This is a genomic window from Salinivirga sp. (genome assembly GCF_035268865.1).
Classification (GTDB): Bacteria; Bacteroidota; Bacteroidia; order Bacteroidales; family Salinivirgaceae; genus Salinivirga.
This window is the reverse complement of record NZ_DATFKB010000172.1, coordinates 1-18,379: the sequence shown is the minus strand read 5'-3', so window position 1 is coordinate 18,379 and position 18,379 is coordinate 1. Positions and strand designations below refer to the sequence as shown.

The 18,379-nt window shown below is 39.9% G+C and carries 16 protein-coding genes, 2 tRNA genes and 1 pseudogene; 7 read left to right on the top strand and 12 right to left on the bottom strand.

The window, feature by feature from the left end:
- The 6 genes and pseudogenes from VJ937_RS10440 to VJ937_RS10415 form a co-directional block, all read right to left on the bottom strand.
- Positions 1-141: pseudogene (locus VJ937_RS10440) on the bottom strand (N-acetyltransferase); the annotation flags it as partial.
- Positions 134-1,258, bottom strand: a complete 1,125-nt coding sequence (locus tag VJ937_RS10435) for a DegT/DnrJ/EryC1/StrS family aminotransferase (RefSeq protein ID WP_324066836.1) — start codon at positions 1,256-1,258, stop codon at positions 134-136. The pseudogene VJ937_RS10440 and the gene VJ937_RS10435, both read right to left, overlap by 8 nt.
- A 12-nt stretch (positions 1,259-1,270) precedes the next feature.
- Positions 1,271-2,248 (bottom strand): SDR family oxidoreductase, encoded by a 978-nt coding sequence (locus tag VJ937_RS10430; protein ID WP_324066835.1) that lies wholly within the window; start codon positions 2,246-2,248, stop codon positions 1,271-1,273.
- 64 nt (positions 2,249-2,312) lie between these two features.
- Entirely contained in the window at positions 2,313-3,851 is a 1,539-nt protein-coding gene (gene rny, locus VJ937_RS10425; protein WP_324066834.1) for a ribonuclease Y, read from the bottom strand.
- A 305-nt stretch (positions 3,852-4,156) separates the two neighbouring features.
- A complete protein-coding gene (locus tag VJ937_RS10420) occupies positions 4,157-4,456 on the bottom strand; it encodes a cell division protein ZapA (protein WP_324066833.1) in 300 nt (99 codons plus the stop codon).
- 1 nt (position 4,457) lies between these two features.
- A complete protein-coding gene (locus VJ937_RS10415; RefSeq protein ID WP_324066832.1) occupies positions 4,458-4,748 on the bottom strand; it encodes a hypothetical protein in 291 nt (96 codons plus the stop codon).
- A gap of 216 nt (positions 4,749-4,964) precedes the next feature.
- On the opposite strand from VJ937_RS10415, the gene VJ937_RS10410 reads away from it, so the two are divergent.
- The 3 genes from VJ937_RS10410 to VJ937_RS10400 are packed head-to-tail and all read left to right on the top strand — an operon-like array spanning position 4,965 to position 8,979.
- Positions 4,965-6,746 (top strand): M23 family metallopeptidase, encoded by a 1,782-nt coding sequence (locus tag VJ937_RS10410; protein ID WP_324066831.1) that lies wholly within the window; start codon positions 4,965-4,967, stop codon positions 6,744-6,746.
- A 6-nt stretch (positions 6,747-6,752) separates the two neighbouring features.
- The gene (locus VJ937_RS10405) at positions 6,753-7,820 is read left to right on the top strand and encodes an anhydro-N-acetylmuramic acid kinase (RefSeq protein ID WP_324066830.1); all 1,068 of its coding nucleotides are present in this window, start codon (positions 6,753-6,755) and stop codon (positions 7,818-7,820) included.
- A gap of 7 nt (positions 7,821-7,827) precedes the next feature.
- Positions 7,828-8,979 carry an iron-containing alcohol dehydrogenase gene (locus VJ937_RS10400; protein ID WP_324066829.1) on the top strand — a complete coding sequence of 384 codons (1,152 nt, stop codon included), beginning with the start codon at positions 7,828-7,830 and terminating at the stop codon, positions 8,977-8,979.
- Positions 8,980-9,035: 56 nt separating this feature from the next.
- On the opposite strand, the gene VJ937_RS10395 is transcribed toward VJ937_RS10400, so the two are convergent.
- Positions 9,036-9,863: a DUF4349 domain-containing protein gene (locus VJ937_RS10395; RefSeq protein WP_324066828.1), complete on the bottom strand. Its 828-nt coding sequence runs from the start codon at positions 9,861-9,863 to the stop codon at positions 9,036-9,038.
- 32 nt (positions 9,864-9,895) lie between these two features.
- On the opposite strand from VJ937_RS10395, the gene VJ937_RS10390 reads away from it, so the two are divergent.
- The 3 genes from VJ937_RS10390 (at position 9,896) to VJ937_RS10380 (ending at position 12,223) form a co-directional block, all read left to right on the top strand.
- Positions 9,896-10,051: a hypothetical protein gene (locus tag VJ937_RS10390; RefSeq protein WP_324066827.1), complete on the top strand. Its 156-nt coding sequence runs from the start codon at positions 9,896-9,898 to the stop codon at positions 10,049-10,051.
- A 15-nt stretch (positions 10,052-10,066) separates the two neighbouring features.
- Positions 10,067-10,639, top strand: coding sequence for a D-sedoheptulose 7-phosphate isomerase (locus tag VJ937_RS10385; protein ID WP_324066826.1), 573 nt, complete (start codon positions 10,067-10,069; stop codon positions 10,637-10,639).
- Positions 10,640-10,720: 81 nt separating this feature from the next.
- The gene (locus tag VJ937_RS10380; RefSeq protein WP_324066825.1) at positions 10,721-12,223 is read left to right on the top strand and encodes an aminotransferase class V-fold PLP-dependent enzyme; all 1,503 of its coding nucleotides are present in this window, start codon (positions 10,721-10,723) and stop codon (positions 12,221-12,223) included.
- Between the two features lie 15 nt (positions 12,224-12,238).
- Here the strand turns inward: VJ937_RS10380 and VJ937_RS10375 are convergent, their stop codons facing one another.
- From VJ937_RS10375 to VJ937_RS10355, 5 genes are all read right to left on the bottom strand, one after another.
- Positions 12,239-13,360 carry a glycosyltransferase gene (locus VJ937_RS10375; protein ID WP_324066824.1) on the bottom strand — a complete coding sequence of 374 codons (1,122 nt, stop codon included), beginning with the start codon at positions 13,358-13,360 and terminating at the stop codon, positions 12,239-12,241.
- A gap of 3 nt (positions 13,361-13,363) precedes the next feature.
- Positions 13,364-14,458 (bottom strand): glycosyltransferase family 9 protein, encoded by a 1,095-nt coding sequence (locus tag VJ937_RS10370; RefSeq protein WP_324066823.1) that lies wholly within the window; start codon positions 14,456-14,458, stop codon positions 13,364-13,366.
- A gap of 592 nt (positions 14,459-15,050) precedes the next feature.
- Positions 15,051-15,125 (bottom strand) — tRNA-Pro (locus VJ937_RS10365).
- Positions 15,126-15,318: 193 nt separating this feature from the next.
- A tRNA-Ser gene (locus VJ937_RS10360) sits at positions 15,319-15,408 on the bottom strand.
- A gap of 87 nt (positions 15,409-15,495) precedes the next feature.
- Positions 15,496-17,628, bottom strand: a complete 2,133-nt coding sequence (locus VJ937_RS10355; protein WP_324066822.1) for a Tex family protein — start codon at positions 17,626-17,628, stop codon at positions 15,496-15,498.
- A gap of 110 nt (positions 17,629-17,738) precedes the next feature.
- Here VJ937_RS10355 and VJ937_RS10350 point away from each other — a divergent pair.
- On the top strand, positions 17,739-18,379 hold a 641-nt coding region (locus tag VJ937_RS10350), incomplete at its 3' end, for a hypothetical protein (protein WP_324066821.1).

Below are 18,379 nucleotides of genomic sequence, written 5' to 3'. Positions count from 1 at the left end.
ATTCTGGCCCAGGTTGCATTTTTTTCCAATGCGGCTGTTTTTCATGATGTGGCTAAAGTGCCATATTTTTGTACCCTCACCTATTTCGCAGGGTTCATCCTTCACTGCTGTTTCATGAATGAAAAAATCGTTTTTATTCATGGAAGTATGTTTTTATGGTGTTACAAATGTGGGTCAGCTGCTCTTTTGTAAGTTCTGTATGCATAGGTAAAGATAATACCCGTTCAGCCAGCTCATCTGAAACGGGAAATGTGCGGTCATCTGTCCACTCTTTGAATGCGGCTTGTTTATGAAGGGGTATCGGGTAATATATCATGGACGGGATGTCGTGTTTTTTTAAATATTCCTGTAATTTTTTGTTTTCACCTTTGGGTACTTTTATTGTGTATTGGTGATAGGAATGTGATGAAGCATCTCGTTTTACAGGTATTGCTATTTCTGGTATCTCTTCAAGGTGGTGGTCGTAAAAAATAGCAGCTGCCTGACGTCTTCGGTTAAAATCATCCAGATTTTTAAGTTTTACATTTAGTATTGCTGCCTGCATAGCATCAAGGCGACTGTTTACGCCGATCCTGTCATGATGGTATTTTACTGTGCTACCATGGTTGGTAATACTTTTTGCTGTTGCAGCAAGTTCATCGTCATTTGTATATAATGCACCACCATCGCCATAACACCCCAAATTTTTAGAGGGAAAGAATGAGGTACATCCAAAATCTCCGAGTGTGCCTGCTTTGCCGGGTTTGTCTTTAATGTAATAATCGGACCCTATGGCCTGAGCGGTGTCTTCAATGACTCTCAGGTTGTGCTTACGCGCAATATTCATTATTGAAGCCATGTTGGCACATTGACCAAAAAGATGCACTGGTACAATGGCTTTGGTTTTATCTGTTATGAGTGATTCCAGTTGATTGACATCTATTGTGAAATCTTCAGGGTTTACATCTGCAAGCACTGGTTTTGCGCCAAGGAGCGCAACAACCTCAACGGTTGCAATAAAAGTAAAATCCGGGGTAATAACTTCGTCGCCTGGTTGTATTCCTGCACTCATCAGTGCAATCTGAAGGGCATCGGTGCCGTTGGCACATGGAATTACATGTTTTACGCTAAGGTAGTCTGCCAGATTAGCTGCGAAGGTTTTTACTGCAGGTCCGTTTATGAATTTTGCGTCTTCTATAACATTTTGAATGCCTTCATCAATCTCTTTTTGAAGCCGTTTGTATTGAGTCTGAAGATCAACCATCTGTATTTGCTTCATAATGCTATTTTTTTACAAGTTTTTCCAATACCAATTAATCGCCTCTTTTAAACCGTCACTTACAGTGTATTGGGGCGCATAGCCCAGTAAGTTTCTGGCGAGTTCAATACTGGCAAGCGAGTGGGGGATGTCGCCTGCTCTTGTTGGACCGTAATCTGGTTTTATTTCAGCTATTGATTTGTCGAATTGTGTCAATTCTTTTCTAATCATAGCAAAAAGTTCGTTCAGTGATGTTTGCTCCCCGCATGCCACATTGTATACCTGATTCAGCGCTTCGGGTTTTGCCGTTGTGGCTGCTAGTTCATTGGCCTGTATCACGTTTTTAATATAAGTGAAATCGCGCGAAAATTCACCGTCACCATTGATTGTAGGTGGCTGATGATTCATTAATTGGCTCACAAATTTTGGTATTACCGCGGCATAAGTGCTTTCCGGATCTTGCCGGCGGCCAAAAACATTGAAATAGCGAAGGCCTATGAGGTTTAAGCCATAAATGCGGTGAAAGTTTTCAGCCAGTAACTCATTAACGTATTTACTTATTGCATATGGCGATAGAGGTTTTCCGATTTTGTGTTCAACTTTAGGCAACTCTTCACTGTCGCCATATGTTGACGAGCTTGCTGCATATACCACGCGTTCTACGTTATGTTTATATGCTGCATAAAACACATTCGTTGTGCCGGTGATATTTACATCAATAGATGTTGAAGGATCTTTTATGCTTCTGGGTACTGAACCCAGTGCAGCCTGATGTATGATAATATCATTGCCAGGCACAACTTTGTCAAGTAATGCTCTGTCGCGTATATCACCTTCAGTAAATTTAAAATCGGGGAAAAGATTTTGGAGTTCTTGAATGTTTTTGTGTTTGCCTGTGGCAAAGTTGTCAATTCCGCTTACCCTATAACCCTTTTTCATTAGGGCCTCGGCGAGGTTTGATCCAATAAATCCGGCGACTCCGGTAATGAGTATTTGTTTGGTTTGTGTCATATAATAAAAAGTCGGATGAAATTACAAACTATTCATCCGACTTTAAAATTTATTTACATGTTTTTTATTTCGCGTAGTTTACTGAGCGTGTTTCTCTGATGACAGTTACTTTTACCTGTCCCGGATAGGTCATCTCATCCTGTATTTGTTTTGAAATTTCAAATGAGAGTGCTTCTGACTCCTTATCAGAAACTTTATCGCTTCCAACAATTACGCGTAGTTCGCGGCCTGCCTGTATGGCATAGGTTTTAAGCACACCATCGTGTCGCAGCGCGAGGTTTTCAAGGTCTTTAAGGCGCTTGATGTAAGATTCTACTACTTCGCGTCGTGCACCGGGGCGAGCTCCTGATATGGCATCGCAAACCTGCACGATTGGTGCAATGAGTGTGTTCATCTCCACTTCGTCGTGGTGTGCGCCAATGGCATTGCAAACTTCCGGCTTTTCTTTGTATTTTTCGGCCAGTTTCATTCCGAAAACTGCGTGTGGAATTTCCGGATCGTCATCTGGTACCTTACCAATATCGTGAAGCAATCCTGCGCGTTTGGCCAGTTTGGTGTTTAGCCCGAGTTCGCCGGCCATTATTGCAGAGAGGTTTGCAACCTCACGGCTGTGCTGTAACAGGTTTTGACCATAGGAGCTACGATATTTCATTTTACCTATGAGTCTTATTAATTCAGGATGTAAGCCATGGACTCCCAAATCAATGGCAGTTCGCTTTCCTGTTTCAATAATTTCTTCCTCAATTTGTTTTTTTGTTTTGGCCGCAACCTCTTCAATACGTGCAGGGTGTATGCGGCCATCTGTAACCAGCTGGTGGAGCGATAATCTTGCGATTTCTCTTCTTACCGGATCAAAGCCACTCAGGATAATTGCTTCAGGCGTGTCATCAACAATGATTTCGATACCTGTTGCTGCTTCCAGCGCGCGGATGTTTCTTCCTTCGCGACCAATAATTCGGCCTTTGATATCGTCATTGTCAATATTGAATACAGTCACTGAGTTTTCAATGGCTTCTTCGGTAGCAACACGCTGTATGGTTTGAATCACAATGCGTTTGGCCTCTTTGTTGGCTGAGATTTTGGCTTCTTCCATAATGTCGTTAATGTATGACATTGCCTCGGTTCTGGCTTCTGCCTTCAGCGACTCCATAAGTTGTGCCTTTGCATCCTCAACCGACATACCGCTAATTGCTTCCAGCTGTTCAACCTGCGCCTTATGCGTTTTTTCTACTTCAGCTTCGCGTTTCTCAAGAAGCTCCATCTGACTGGAGAGGTTCCCTTTTATGGCTTCTAATTCTCTGTTTTTGCGGTTTAATTCCTCTGAGCGTTGAGAGAAATTTTGTTCTTTTTGCTTTAATTTTTGTTCTTGCTGATTAATTTTCGAGTTTTTCTCATTGATGTATTTCTCATGTTCATTTTTTAACTCGAGAAATTTTTCTTTGGCCTGAAGTATTTTGTCTTTTTTGAGCACTTCGGCTTCGGTGCGACCTTCCTTAATGATGTTGTCTTTCCGTTTGCGCAGCATGGCATTCCACAGAAAGAATGAAACGGTGGCACCTACAAGAAAAGATATTATCAGAAAAATAATTGTAAGTCCGTCCATATCTGTTTAGTTTTAGTAAATACTTGTAAATATATGATTAATAGTGTTTTTAATTTGATGTCTAGGTGTGGAAATTGGCACAAAAAAGCCCGCATTAAAACTATTGCTTTTAGTAAAAAATCCATTTCTGACATGGATGGTGCCGCGACCACAGATCAGACTTCCACTGTCTTCCGAAGAAGATCCCGACGAATCGGGATGAGGCCTGTCTTTACTGCATTCAGCTAAACACCAATTTTAGTAGTGTTGATTTTTCAAAAGTCAACTAGATTAATGCGGGCAAACTCTTTATGTAAAAGAACCTCTTATTGTTTTTTCAATGCTGAGTCGAGTTTTTGACTGATTTCCTGCAGAAATTCCTGGTACGCATTTCCGGATTTTTCATCGTCTATATCCGTTAATTTTGTTGCAAATTGTAATGCTGCCATAGCTAAAAAGTCCTGTGCATCTTTGTCTGAATACACTTTCCGGTACTGAAATACCGTTTCGTTTATTTTTGTAGCTGCATTACGCACCTTAGCTTCGTCCGTCCGCTTTATTTTAAGCGGATAGTAACGGTCTGCAATATTTACTCTTATCGTAAATGTGTCACTCAGTTCACTCATATCAGCGATTTAAAAGTGCAATACATTGATCAACTTCCCGCACTATTGCATTAATTTTTGCCCGGGCTTCCTTTTTCCCTTCAGGTGTGTCACCTATGGACCGGGCTACTTTTAATGTCTCGAAACGCTCCTTCAATGTTTCATATTCAGCGTTTCTTTTATCTAATCGTGTTTTTATCTCCTCTATTTCACTTGATAACATAGAATTCGCTTCCATGCACATTTCATAAGAGCTAATAAGCTGATCCAGTTTTTCCTGTATTTCTATCAATTTTTGGTCTTTATCAGCCATCCACGATTGAATTTATTTAATACAAATTTAAAACAAGAAACCTAATTGCACAAATATACGTTTGTTTATTTTACTTAACCTTCACAATGCTTATTAAATTTGTGGTTTATTAATTTTTTATACGTTTAATACATGAAAAAGATATATCAATAGGCCGTCTACAACTTTTATTTATTTTTGTTTCTGTATAACAAATTATTTCCAATTATGATGTTTATGCTTGATCGAATAAATGTGAAAATATCTCCAGATAGATTTATGTTTTTTATCTTTTTTGTTTCTTGTTTGATCTCCTGCCCCGCTTATCTGTCAGCACAGAGCAATAATGATAATGGTGTTTTTCGTTCGCCGGTTGATATAGATATCCTTTTGAGCGGAAATTTCGCTGAGTTAAGAGGAAGCCATTTTCATACAGGAATTGATATTAAAATCCAGGGAAAAACAGGGCTGAATATTTATGCCATAGCTGATGGGTATGTTTCCAGAATAAAAGTTTCACCATATGGCTATGGAAATGCGCTCTACATAACACATCCAAGCGGATATACTTCGGTTTATGCACATTTACACAGGTTTAATATTCAGATTGAAGAGTATGTGCGACGCCAGCAATATGCCAGTAAAAGTTTTGCTGTAAATTTATTTCCAGAAACCGGTTTAATAAATGTGAAGCAGGGTGAGGTGGTCGGAAAAGGTGGAAATTCAGGTAGTAGCCTTGGCCCACATTTGCATTTTGAAATTCGCACTACTGATAACGAAAAACCGCAGAACCCGCTGCGTTGGAATTTTGATGTGGTGGATAATATCGCGCCCAGATTTCATAATCTCATAGTTTATCCGCTTTCTGATGGCGCAACAGTGAACAATGTACAAAGAAAACTTTTGTTTAGCCTGCAAAAATCAGGACATAATTATAAAGTTAAAAATAATGCTCCAATAAAGGTAGCTGATACAATTGGCCTCGGCGTTTATGTAAATGATTACCTGAATAAAACCTATAATCGCTGCGGAGTAAATCAGTTAAAAGTTTTTGTAGATGATGCCCTTACATATTTTCTTGAATTAAATGAGCTGTCATTTGCTGAAAATAGGTACATTCTTTCCCATATGGATTACGCATTGAAGGTTGACAGGAACATTAAAGCCCATAAATGCTTTATTGATGAGGGAAATCATTTTAGTGGATATAAGTTCAGTAAAGAGCGGGGGAGGGTTTTTGTTGCACCCGGAGATCGGAAACACGTCGAAGTTCATGCTATTGATGCCCATGGGAATAAATCTGTTCTGAGTTTTACGTTATTGGGTGTTGATCCTGTAAATGCTAACCAGAATATTCCGGTTGCCAGGGTTCTGAAACCAGGGCAAACAAATCACTTCGAAAATGACGATGTTCACCTGGTCTTTCCTTCGAAATCGCTGTATACCAAGTTGAATTTTACATACAGTAGTGAACCAGGTTCAGAGGAAATGTATAGTAAGATATACCATCTTCACGATAAGCATGTACCGTTGCATCAGCGTTTTAATTTCACGTTAGAAGCTCCTGGCGTCCCCAATCATCTTAAAAATAAATTATACCTGGCTTCTGTGGCCCAAAATGGCAATACCAGCCCGGTTACTTCAAAGGTAAGGTATGATAAAGGCCGGGCACATACCCGAGTCAGATCTTTTGGTAGGTTTGCACTTATGGTCGATACTATTCCTCCGGAAATAAAACCGGTAAATATTTATGAAAATAAAGATATGACCAGTGAACAGGGTATTTCTGTTAAAATTACTGATGATGCTACGGGGATTGACTCTTACAATGGCTATATAAACGGTCAGTGGGTGCTCTTTAGCTACGATGCTAAAAATGATTTGCTTTACTACGAGTTTGACGAGTACTTACCGCAGGATAGCACATTGCAATTAAAGCTTATTGTTTCAGATCCAAAACATAATACTTCTATAAAAACCATTAATTTTAAACGTTCAGAAGAACAGACAAATTTATAATGGGTAATGAATAAATCTTTAATTGCCGGATTAATGTCGGGAACATCGCTTGATGGTTTAGATATAGCTATCTGTGAATTCAATATGCATGGAGAAAACCTGGACTGGCAAATAGTTAAAGCAGATACAATTTCTTACGACAAGGCATGGAGCAAAAAACTTCAAAATGCCCACCAAAAGCGTGCAATTGATTTATTGAAGTTGCACCAGGAATATGGTGAATTTTTGGGTTCATCCGTCTTATCTTTTTTAACCCAATCTGGCATTCCAAAAGCAGATATTGCGGCCATTAGCTCGCATGGACATACCGTTTTTCATCAGCCCGAAAGCAAGCTTACATTTCAACTTGGGCACGGTGCTTCAATTGCTGCTGTATCGGGTTTGCCGGTTTTTTGCGACTTCAGGGTTCAGGATGTTGTTTTAGGTGGCCAGGGTGCTCCTCTTGTGCCTGTTGGAGACCGGTTGCTTTTTGGTAAATATGATTTTTGCCTCAATTTGGGAGGTATAGCCAATGTAAGTATGGAAGATAAGGGGCGAAGAGTCGCCTGGGACATTTGCCCGGCCAATATGGTGCTGAACTATTTAAGCAGGCAAATGGGACAAGCTTTTGATGATAAAGGTACTTGTTCCGCACGAGGTACAGTTGTTCGTGATCTGCTGAATGAATTAAATCAATTGCAGTATTACAGTAAGCCAGCACCTAAAACGCTCGGTAGGGAATGGGTGGAGCGTGAAGTTTTGCCTTTATTGGAACATTATGAAATACCGATCGGGGATAAACTCGCAACGTTTACAGAACATGTCGCAATTCAAATATCCAAAGCAATTGATAATTATAATGGTAGTAACATTTTAATTACTGGTGGAGGTGCGTTTAATGATTTTTTAATTAATCGAATCAACAAATGGGCGAATGTGTCGGTTATACTACCAGAGCAACAAATCATTGATTACAAAGAAGCTTTGATTTTTGCACTTTTGGGTTATCTGAAAATGCATAATCAACAGAATGTGTTTGGCGCTGTCACAGGAGCAAAAAAAGATCATATTTCAGGAGTTGAATATAAAATATAATAATCACATGGAAAATTTTACAGCATACAATCCGGTTAAAGTTCACTTTGGGAAAGGCGTAACAGATAACTTAGGAGCCACCGCTTTACAATATGGCAAAAAAGCTTTGCTAATGTATGGTAAAGGTTCTACAGTTAAGCACGGCTACTACGACCGTATAAAAAAACAGTTGGTTGACAATAATATTGACCTTGCAGAATACAGCGGAATTAAATCGAATCCGGTTTATGAGGATGTTGAAGCTGCTATTGCCCTGGCTCGCAAAGAACAGGTTGATTTTATTGTGGCCCTGGGTGGAGGCAGTGTGATTGATTCTGCTAAAATTGTGAGTCTTTGTGTACAGGAAAACCTCAATCCCTGGCATGTGATGATAAGGCAACAAAAACCGCAAAAGTCCATGCCACTATTAACGGTGCTTACATTGGCTGCTACCGGAACAGAGATGAATGCTGCTGCAGTATTACAAAATCATAAAACGGGTCAGAAAGTTGGACATGTAAATCCTCTGGCTTATCCGAAACACTCTTTTCTTGATCCGGAATTTACCTATTCGGTTCCTAAAAACTACACTGCCTATGGTATTGTAGACATGATTGCTCATGCCCTGGAGGCTTATTTTGGTCAGGGCGTTTCGCGGTTAACCGATAAATTTATTATTTCCATTATTCAGGAGGCCATGCACTTCGGTCCACTCGTGCTGAAGGAACCTGAAAACTATGAGTACCGGGCTAATGTGATGTGGACAGGAACAACAGCCCTTAACGGAATGACTAACTGGGGAAAAAAATATGGCGACTGGGGCGTACATGCACTTGGACATGAATTGTCGTTGCAGTTTGATGTACCACACGGAGCCAGCCTGTCTATAGCCTATCCGGCCTGGATGAAACTACAAATTGAAAAAGCAGGCAACCGTATAGCTGCTTTGGGCCAGGCCTTATGGGGCGACAGTGATTTAAGAGCTACCATTCGTAACTTTGAAAATTTCTTTGAAAGCATAGAGTCTCCTGTGCGTTTGCAGCAAGCCGGAATTGATGTGGATAAACGCGAAAATATTATCCAGGGGCTCAATGATAACCAGGCCAGTGGATTTGTTTATCCATTAATTGATGAAGAGCGCCAACGTGTTGTCGATTTTATGTATGAAGGCGCTTTGTAGGTTGAAAAAACTAAAAGCATTAAAGAAACGACCGGTTCCTGCCGGTCGTTTGTTATTTATTCCTGTTTGTCCTCTTTTTCTGATTTGCGTTTTATTTTTTTATCATAACTGATGATGAAATACAATACCAGTCCGATGATAATGAGAAATGGCCATATGTTTAAAAGCCCGACAAGTACTTTAAGCAGCAGATTCCATCCCTCAAAAAAAGCCTGTGCGGCTTTGCGGCCAACTGCATTTGTTTGCCCTTTTATTTCATAAAAACTGATGTGGAGTCTACTATAGGCTACATTTTTTGACATCTGTTTTAATCTGGCCTGCATGGATTCAATATCGCTTCTTACTTTTTCAACTTCCGCTTCTATTTTTAGCATATCCTCAACTTTATTGGCCTTCTCCAATAATTTAAGATACCGTGCTTCCAGTTGCTGTTTGGATTTTAATCGGGCTTCAAGGTCAATATACAGACTGGTGACGTCAGAAATCGAAATGTCCTGGTGCTCTATATGTTTAAGTCCGGAGGTAAGTTCATTTATAAAAGCATCAAAAGATTCTGCCGGAATTCTCACCTCGAGCTCATATTCAATGCGGTCATCAAAACCAGTGACATTGTCTTCGCCCATGTAGCCTTTATATTTTTGGGTTAAATCTGATATTTTTTGCCTGGCCAATTTTGCATTACTGGTCTCAAAGCGAAGCTCACCGGTTTTGATGAGTTTGCGATTTGCCTGTTGTGATTTGCCGGTGCTTGATTTTTCAGCTATGTCCTGTGTTTTATATGCGTCGCTTTTATCTGAAAAAGCTTCTTTTGGCTGTTGCGATTCACAGGATAAAAGCAAAGCTAAAAAAGTGAATGCAAGCAATGTTTTTAATGTTTTTATCATGGTTGCAGTATTTAGTTAAAAATGTATCTGTTATGAACTTCAAATTACAAATAATTTATGAAATTGAACTATTAGTACCACGCAGGTTGTATGATAAATTAGACTTATGGCTAAAAAAACGTATTATAAGAGTGATTAAACTTGCATATTACCTTCCACAATTTATGATTATCTTTAGCCCGTCTTAATCAAAAAATATATCAATGGATATTCAAAAAATCATTCAGGAATCTATTCTTGCCAAGGAGGCTTTGCTTAAAGATGATGAGCTGCGATTAAGAATTAGGTCTGCCGGGGAAATGATTGTGAAAGCATATCAGGAAAATAGAAAAGTATTGCTTTGTGGTAATGGTGGAAGTGCTGCAGATGCGCAACATATCGCAGCAGAATTAACAGGTAGGTTTTATTATGATCGTCCGCCACTTTTTGCTGAAGCGCTTCATGTGAATACATCATATGTAACAGCAGTGGCTAATGATTATGGTTATGATGAGGTATATGCTAGGTATGTGAAAGCAGCCGGCCAAAAAGGCGATGTTTTGGTCAGTCTGTCTACTTCAGGGAACTCCGGTAATGTTATTAAGGCAATGGAGGCGGCTGGTGATATCGGAATGTACAATATTGCATTCACAGGAGCATCCGGGGGCCAAATGAGTAATTTAGCTGATATATTATTAAATGTACCTTCAGCAGATACACCCCGGATTCAGGAGAGTCATATTCTTGTGGGACACATCATTTGCCAGTGGGTAGAAAGTGAATTGTTTCCAAAATAGCAGTTTTGCCCGGTGTTGCGAATAACCAATGCCAAATTATTATATTTTTGCGAGAATCTATTTCATTAAAAAATTTATGGTATGCAATCGCTGGAACAATATTTCAAACGTTTTCGTGATCAAATTGTAGGCATCGATGCCACATTTCAATCACCTTATGGTGAGCAAAAAATGGTTTATGCCGACTGGATAGCCAGTGGAAGATTATATCAACCCATTGAAAATAAAATACAACAGCTTTTTGGCCCCTATGTCGGAAATACCCACTCTGAATCGAGTGAAACCGGGGTGACCATGACGCATGCATACCATAAAGCTCATCAGATTATTAAATCGCATGTAAATGCCGATGAAAATGATGTTATTATTACCAGCGGTAGCGGAATGACCGGAGTTGTGAATAAACTGCAGCGAATTTTGGGCCTTAAAGTGCCTGAGCAATTACACAACTTTTGTAATTTGTCGGCCAAAAAAGTCAATAATTGCCTCGACGACCTGGGAGATCAACGACCTGTTGTTTTTCTTACACATCTGGAGCACCATTCAAATCACACATCATGGCTTGAAACTATTGCCGATGTGGTACTCATCGAACCAGATGAAAATTTGATGGTCGACCCGGCCAACCTCGAGAAAATTATTGGGCAGTATGAAAACCGTAAAATGAAAATCGGTGCTTTTTCCGCAGGATCGAATGTTACAGGCGTGCGGCCTCCTTATCATGAGTTGGCAGCCATTATGCACCGGCATGGTGGGCTCTGCTTTGTAGACTTTGCGGCTTCGGCACCTTACGATCCAATTGATATGCACCCTGATGATCCCGAACTACGACTGGATGCGGTAATGTTTTCGCCACACAAATTTTTAGGCGGACCCGGGTCAACTGGTGTAATCGTTTTCAATAAAGATTTATGCAAAAATAAAACGCCTGACCACCCGGGAGGTGGTACCGTATTGTGGACCAATCGTTGGAATGAATTTCACTATGTTGAGGATATTGAAGCACGCGAAGATGGCGGCACACCTGCTTTTTTACAAGCCATTAAAGCTGCCTATTGTATAAAACTCAAAGAGCAAATGACTTGCGAAAAGATTCACCAGCGTGAAAAAGAGCTTTTAAAGATTGCTTTTGAGGAGTTTGACAAAATTAAAGAATTGCATATCCTGGCCGAAGAACAGCGCGACAGGCTCGGCGTTATATCTTTTTATGTGGAGAATTTTCATCATAATTTGATTGTGAAAATGCTGAATGACAGGTTTGGTATACAGGTGCGTGGTGGTTGTTCGTGTGCAGGAACTTATGGTCATTTTCTTTTGCATGTAGATAAAGAAACATCACACAAGATTACCGAAAAAATTGACTCTGGTGATTTATCAGAAAAGCCCGGTTGGGTGAGGGTATCCATTCATCCTACAATGACTGATGAGGAGCTTCTTTATATTATTGACGGCATAAAACAGGTGGTTGAACATAAATTTGATTGGGAGCAGGACTACGAATTTTCATGCGAAACCGGAGAGTATTACCATAAAAAAGCCCCAGTTGTTAATCACAATATTGAAAAATGGTTTGAACTTGCCTGAATGTAAGTTGAGGTATTACTTGATAGTTTTATAGAGATCTAATATGCTTTGAGCAAAACCTTCCCAGCTCAACTCTTTTTTCTTTGCTCTTATTTGATTTGCGAAATGGCTTTGGTCAGTTTTGAAAAAACGCTGAATGCCTGTGGCCAGGTTATCTGCATTGGGTTTATCCACAACTACGCCTGTTTCATTATCCTTTACCATTTCCTCTAAGCCTCCTACGTTTGTGGCAATCATAGGCAGTTCAAAATGGTAGGCAATGGATGTGATGCCACTTTGTGTTGCCGATTTGTAGGGTAGTACGCATGCATCAGCTGCAGAGAAGAAAAGTGGAACCTCTTTATCGCTGATATATCGCACGTTTGGGTGGATGTTGTTCCTGAATCGGTTTTGGTCTATTTGCTTTTGATAGGGTTCAAAACTGCTGTAACTCTCACCAGCAATTATCAGCTGGTAACTGTCATCTAATTTATTCATTGCTTCAATTAGCAAATCAAGCCCTTTATAAGCCCTTATGAAACCAAAAAACAGCAATGTTTTTTTGTTGGCAGATAAGCCAAGCTTCTGTCTGGCAATAGTTTTATCTTCGGGAGCCCCAAAATGATCATAAAGCGGGTGCTGTTTGTATGCAAACCGGGCATCGGGTTTAATGCTGAGTAACTCGTCACGGACCTGCTCCGACATTACAATAAAACCATTCACCCTGTTCAGATAGTATTTTATCAATGGCATGTCGAAAAATTTGCGCTCATGGGGAATCACATTATCTAAAATGGCTATAGAACGTGTGTTGGGTTTTTGATGTTTTGATATATGTCCAAATGATGGTGCAAAGTAGGGGATCCAGAATTTCATCAATAAAATGTCGGGTGACATTTTCCTGATTTTTTGGGCTGAGGTTATCCAGTTAAAAGGGTCTATACTATCGACCATTTTTTGACTGGGTATAATATCGGCCTTGTCATCACTTGTTACATATTGTGTTTTTCCGGGAAACAGCAGATTAGGGTATTGTCTTTTAAATGTTATCGGGTCCACTTCATGACCTTTGGCTATCAGGGCGCGGTATAAGGCAGCATTAAACTGAGCAATTCCGCCCCGGAAGGGGTAAAATGTAGACAAGTAGCTGATTTTCATTGCTTATATCTTCAACAGTTGATTTACCTCATTCATTACAGTTTCTGGTCTCAGATCAAACATGCACGACCGTGATCTTTTGCATGTGTTACCATAGTAACAATCGCAACCTGTTTCAGGTTCTACGATAACACCACGGTTATACATTTCAAATTCATGTTTGTTAAAGATGTTGTTCATGAGTACCATGGGTGTTTTATGCCCTACGGCAATGTGCATCATCATACTTACCTGCGTAACTACAGCATCTAAATTTGAGGTGAGTGAAATGAATTCTTCAAGCGAGAAGGTGCCCGGGTACCAGGCTTGTGTCTGTTTTGCCAACCAGGTATTTTTCTCGTCTTCCTGTGGCCCACCCAATAAAACGGGCAATACTTTATCGTGATCGAGCAGGTTTATGAATTGTATCCAATAGTCATTGGGCCATAACCTGGTTAGCCACCTGTTACCACAACCTGTATTGAGGCCGACTATTTTACGGCCATTGGCTTTTTCCTTTAATAACCCCTGCCATTTTTCTGCAATAGACTTATTGTAGTTTAATAAATACTCTTCCAGGTTAAATTCAAGATGGCATATTTCGAAAATTTCTTCGGGATACGATTTTGTGTTTTTTATTGAAATATGATCGAATAATCCGGTGATAATTTTGTGTTCGGCTGCAGGTGTCGCGGCATCTAAATGGCCATTGTTCCAGATGAAACCGTATTTTTCATTTGCATCCACATCGGCCAAGAGCTGGCAGGCCTCCTCTTCTTTATCCAGGTTAATGGCTATGTCAAAAGTGCGATTTTTAATTTTTTCAAGGTTGAATGCTGTAGGCTTAAGTATATCCTGAATGTCGGAGGGGGGTAATACATCTGGAAAGTCTGTAAGCCAGGTGAAATGAACATTGTCGTATAACTCCCGGTATTTAACTACCAGGGGTGTAGTGCGAATGACATCGCCCATTGCACCCAATTTGATAATGAGTATGCGTTTTCCATATGGTTCATAATACGGACACTTATCGCACTGTACATTATGTTCCTTATTTGGTTTGCAAGGAATTGTTCCTCGGAAATGCTTACAATCAAACTTTACCCCGGATAATTTCATTTTGTTTCGCTATTGAATGGAAGGCAAAAATACTAATTTCGAGGGATTTTTCAATTTATGCTACTATGTCTTTCCGGGTCTTTTGCAAAACAAAGAGGCAGACAGGCCTGCTGGCTTTCTCGTTTTACTTTTTCCAGTATAACTTACCCCTATGCTAAGGATGCGACTCTTTATGTTTCTGATTTGGAATCCGGGGCAGCTTTGTTAACCGTTCAGGCTTCATGTAAAACAATAAATATTGCGTTTACTGCGACCTTCCCGATCCGAAATCGGGACACACTAATCCCGAATAAAAAGCAATCTGTGATTTTTTTGAGGTTACTCGATTTATTATACACTCGAATTTTTAACCATAAAAAAAGGCTGACCGCAAACGATCAACCTTTTTAATGTCGGGGTGGCAGGATTGCTTCGCGAGCTCCTCGTTATACTCGTCGGTTCGAACCTGCGACCTTCCCGATCCGAAATCGGGACACACTAATTCCGAAAAAAACAGCAATCTGTGATTTTTTTGAGGTTACTCGATTTATTATACACTCGAATTTTTAACCATAAAAAAAAGGCTGACCGCAAACGATCAACCTTTTTAATGTCGGGGTGGCAGGATTCGAACCTGCGACCTCCTGCTCCCAAAGCAGGCACACTAACCGGACTGTGCTACACCCCGTAAATATTTTAAGTTCGTCATCACTTTATTTTGTCACCTGTGAATGTGGTGCGGGCTGGCTGGCACACTAATCCCGAAAAAACAGCAATCTGTGATTGCATTTTTTTTCGAGGACTCACGATTTTGTAGTCAAACGCAGTTTGACAAAATCGGAGCCGGACTGTGCTACACCCCGTTTTTTGAAGATGCTCAGCGGAGAGGGGGGGATTCGAACCCCCGATACCGCTTTACACGGTATGCCGGTTTAGCAAACCGGTGGATTAAGCCACTCTCCCACCTCTCCGGTTTTGAAAGAACCTCTTTCTAAAAACATCATTTGCTTCTGATGCGGGTGCAAAAGTATAGAAATGTTTTTTATGTGCAAAATTTTTTATTCGTTTTTCGCATCTTTTAATGAAAGTTGTATTCTACCCCGCTCTAAATCTACACTTTTAATGCGTAAAATTAGTTGGTCGTTTATGTGCAACTTCTCCGATGGGTGCGCCACATATTCATTTGCAATTTCAGAAATATGTAATAACCCGTTTTGTTTGATGCCAATGTCAATAAACGCTCCAAAATCTGTTATGTTTGTGACGATGCCCGGTACACGCATTCCTTCTTTGAGGTCTTCGATGCCCTGAATTTGCTGATTGAAGGTGAAAACACTTGCTTTGCCACGGGGGTCGCGACCAGGTTGCTTAAGTTCCTGAATTATGTCTTCAATGGTATAAATACCCCATCCATCTTCAAGTAGTTTTTCTTTTTCCTCTTTGCTTAGCGATATTTCTTGGTTAGGTAGGTTTTCGGGTTTTGTGCCTTTCATTTTTGCCAGCGCATTTACCATTTTATAACTTTCCGGGTGCACAGCTGTATTATCCAGCGGGTTCTCTCCATCTCTGATGCGTAAAAATCCTGCCGATTGCTCAAAGGCCTTGGGGCCAAGTCTGGGGACTTCCTGTAGTTGCTTTCTGTTTTTGAGTTTTCCCTGTTCTTTACGAAAAGCTACTATGTTTTTTGCCTGTGTTTCTGATAAACCTGATACATATGACAGCAGGTGATAGCTCGCTGTATTTAAATTGACACCCACTTCATTTACACATTGAAAAACTGTGTCGTCGAGTTCTTTTTTTAATTGTGTCTGGTTTACATCGTGCTGATATTGTCCCACACCAATTGATTTGGGGTCAATTTTAATGAGTTCTGCTAAAGGATCGAGAAGGCGCCTGCCAATAGATATCGCGCCTCTGACGGTTACATCATATTGCGGAAATTCTTCGCGTGCAGTTTTCGAAGCCGAATAAACTGAGGCCCCGTCTTCATTTACCATAAATACTTCCACGTCTTTTGTGAATTTTATTTTTTTTATGAAACGCTCGGTTTCTTTGCTGGCCGTTCCGTTTCCTATGGCAATATAGTCGGGACGGTAAGCATCTGTCAGTGATTGTATTTTTTTTATGGCTTTTTTGGTCTCTTTTTGCGGGGCGTGCGGAAAAATGGTTTCGTTGTGAAGAAGATTGCCTTGTTCATCGAGGCAAACTACTTTGCAGCCGGTGCGATAGCCCGGGTCAATGGCCATAATCCGCTTTTCGCCCGTTGGAGGTGCCATTAATAATTGTTTCAGGTTCCCGGCAAATAGTTTAATGGCTTCTTTATCGGCTTTTTCTCTTATTTTTTTAAGTGTTTCGTTTTCCAGAGAGGGATGAATAAGTCTTTTAAAGCTATCTTCAATGGCTTCTATAATGATGTTTTGTGTAGTGCCATATCCTTTTAAAAAGTACTTTTTTAGTTTCTGCAGAATAACCTGATTATCTATACCAATACCAACAGTTAGAATTTCTTCTTTTTCGCCTCTGAATACAGCAAGTGCCCGGTGCATTTTTAAGCGTTTTATGGGTTCTGTGTAATTGGTGTAGTTTCCATATTTATCTGCATCAATGTCTTTTTTCTTAAGTTTGCTTTTTAGTGCACCATTTTCCCAGTAATAAGTTCGGAATTGATCGCGTATTTCAGCATTGGTGGCTATTACATCAGCAATAATGTCAATTACACCTTTTTTTACATCTTCTGGTGATGGGAATGCTTCACATATATAGTGACCAAATTCACTTGGATTAATTTGCTTTGTTTGTTTTAATATTTCATTAGCAAGTGGCTTAAGTCCTGCATCAATAGCTTTACTAGCCCGTGTTTTTCGCTGTGGTTTGTAGGGTAGGAAAAGATCCTCGAGTTTATCTGCGTCACTTTCAGTTTCAATCTTTTTTTCAAGTTCTGGTGTAAGTTTTTCCTGTTCCTTTATAACATTTAAAATGTATGACTTCCGTTTTTCTAATTCATCAAAATATTCAATTTGAGTTTTTATTTCCTGAATCTGTATTTCATCCAAATTTCCGGTTGCTTCTTTTCGGTATCGGGCGATAAAGGGTATGGTTGCCTGGTTGTCAAATAGTTTCTGGAGGGCTATGATTTGGCGGATTTCCAAATTAAGAGACTCCGATATCTTTTTTAAGTACTTATTATGCATTTTATCACGTTTTTGGTCAATATTTTTTGAAATTAAGCACAAAAATATGTTTATTTGATACTAATTAAAAATTTCTTAAATTTGTTAACTGTTAACCAAAACAATTTATTATGAGAAAGTTTACTATTTTATTAGCAATGGTTGCTTTTGCTACGTTTGCTTTTGGGCAAAAAGGGTTTATGCCTGCTAAAACCAGTTTTAGCAAAGCTGACCCTACTGCTGTAGCGAATAAAAGGCAACAAGTAAAAGAAGACATCAAAAGTTCCCGCAATGTCATTTGGTACGAAGATTTTAATGGTGCCACATGGTCTGGTACATCGGTACAAGGTGAACCAGCGCCACAGAACACGCCAGAAGGCTGGGAATTAGTTGACTTCAATGAAAGAGGATGGCACTTCCGTTGGGATACTGTCGGTCCAAGTGGAAATTATACTTCACCAGGGGATGATTGTAATGAACCTAATGATCCTTTATTCTCAACAACCGGACACAACGGTTTTATGATGCTGGAATTAGATGATTTTAATACTTCTGCCGACTGTTCTAGTTTTGCTGGATTAACACAAAATGCAGCAATTGTTTATAACGGAGGTCTTGATTTTACTGATCATCAGGCTGTTCACCTTGTTTTTGAGCAAACACACCGTTTTTGCTGCGCACCGACAGATGATATCTATTTTGAAGTTTCTACAGACCAGGGTGATACATGGGAAGGTTTTAGTGTAAAAGAAGCTCCAAATAACTATACTCC

What these genes read in the sequence shown, in the direction of transcription:
- VJ937_RS10435 (WP_324066836.1), bottom strand. Translation starts at nt 1,258, where the DNA reads ATGAAGCAAATACAGATGGTTGATCTTCAGACTCAATACAAACGGCTT.
- VJ937_RS10430 (WP_324066835.1), bottom strand. Translation starts at nt 2,248, where the DNA reads ATGACACAAACCAAACAAATACTCATTACCGGAGTCGCCGGATTTATT.
- rny (WP_324066834.1), bottom strand. Translation starts at nt 3,851, where the DNA reads ATGGACGGACTTACAATTATTTTTCTGATAATATCTTTTCTTGTAGGT.
- VJ937_RS10420 (WP_324066833.1), bottom strand. Translation starts at nt 4,456, where the DNA reads ATGAGTGAACTGAGTGACACATTTACGATAAGAGTAAATATTGCAGAC.
- VJ937_RS10415 (WP_324066832.1), bottom strand. Translation starts at nt 4,748, where the DNA reads ATGGCTGATAAAGACCAAAAATTGATAGAAATACAGGAAAAACTGGAT.
- VJ937_RS10410 (WP_324066831.1), top strand. Translation starts at nt 4,965, where the DNA reads ATGCTTGATCGAATAAATGTGAAAATATCTCCAGATAGATTTATGTTT.
- VJ937_RS10405 (WP_324066830.1), top strand. Translation starts at nt 6,753, where the DNA reads ATGAATAAATCTTTAATTGCCGGATTAATGTCGGGAACATCGCTTGAT.
- VJ937_RS10400 (WP_324066829.1), top strand. Translation starts at nt 7,828, where the DNA reads ATGGAAAATTTTACAGCATACAATCCGGTTAAAGTTCACTTTGGGAAA.
- VJ937_RS10395 (WP_324066828.1), bottom strand. Translation starts at nt 9,863, where the DNA reads ATGATAAAAACATTAAAAACATTGCTTGCATTCACTTTTTTAGCTTTG.
- VJ937_RS10390 (WP_324066827.1), top strand. Translation starts at nt 9,896, where the DNA reads ATGAACTTCAAATTACAAATAATTTATGAAATTGAACTATTAGTACCA.
- VJ937_RS10385 (WP_324066826.1), top strand. Translation starts at nt 10,067, where the DNA reads ATGGATATTCAAAAAATCATTCAGGAATCTATTCTTGCCAAGGAGGCT.
- VJ937_RS10380 (WP_324066825.1), top strand. Translation starts at nt 10,721, where the DNA reads ATGCAATCGCTGGAACAATATTTCAAACGTTTTCGTGATCAAATTGTA.
- VJ937_RS10375 (WP_324066824.1), bottom strand. Translation starts at nt 13,360, where the DNA reads ATGAAAATCAGCTACTTGTCTACATTTTACCCCTTCCGGGGCGGAATT.
- VJ937_RS10370 (WP_324066823.1), bottom strand. Translation starts at nt 14,458, where the DNA reads ATGAAATTATCCGGGGTAAAGTTTGATTGTAAGCATTTCCGAGGAACA.
- VJ937_RS10355 (WP_324066822.1), bottom strand. Translation starts at nt 17,628, where the DNA reads ATGCATAATAAGTACTTAAAAAAGATATCGGAGTCTCTTAATTTGGAA.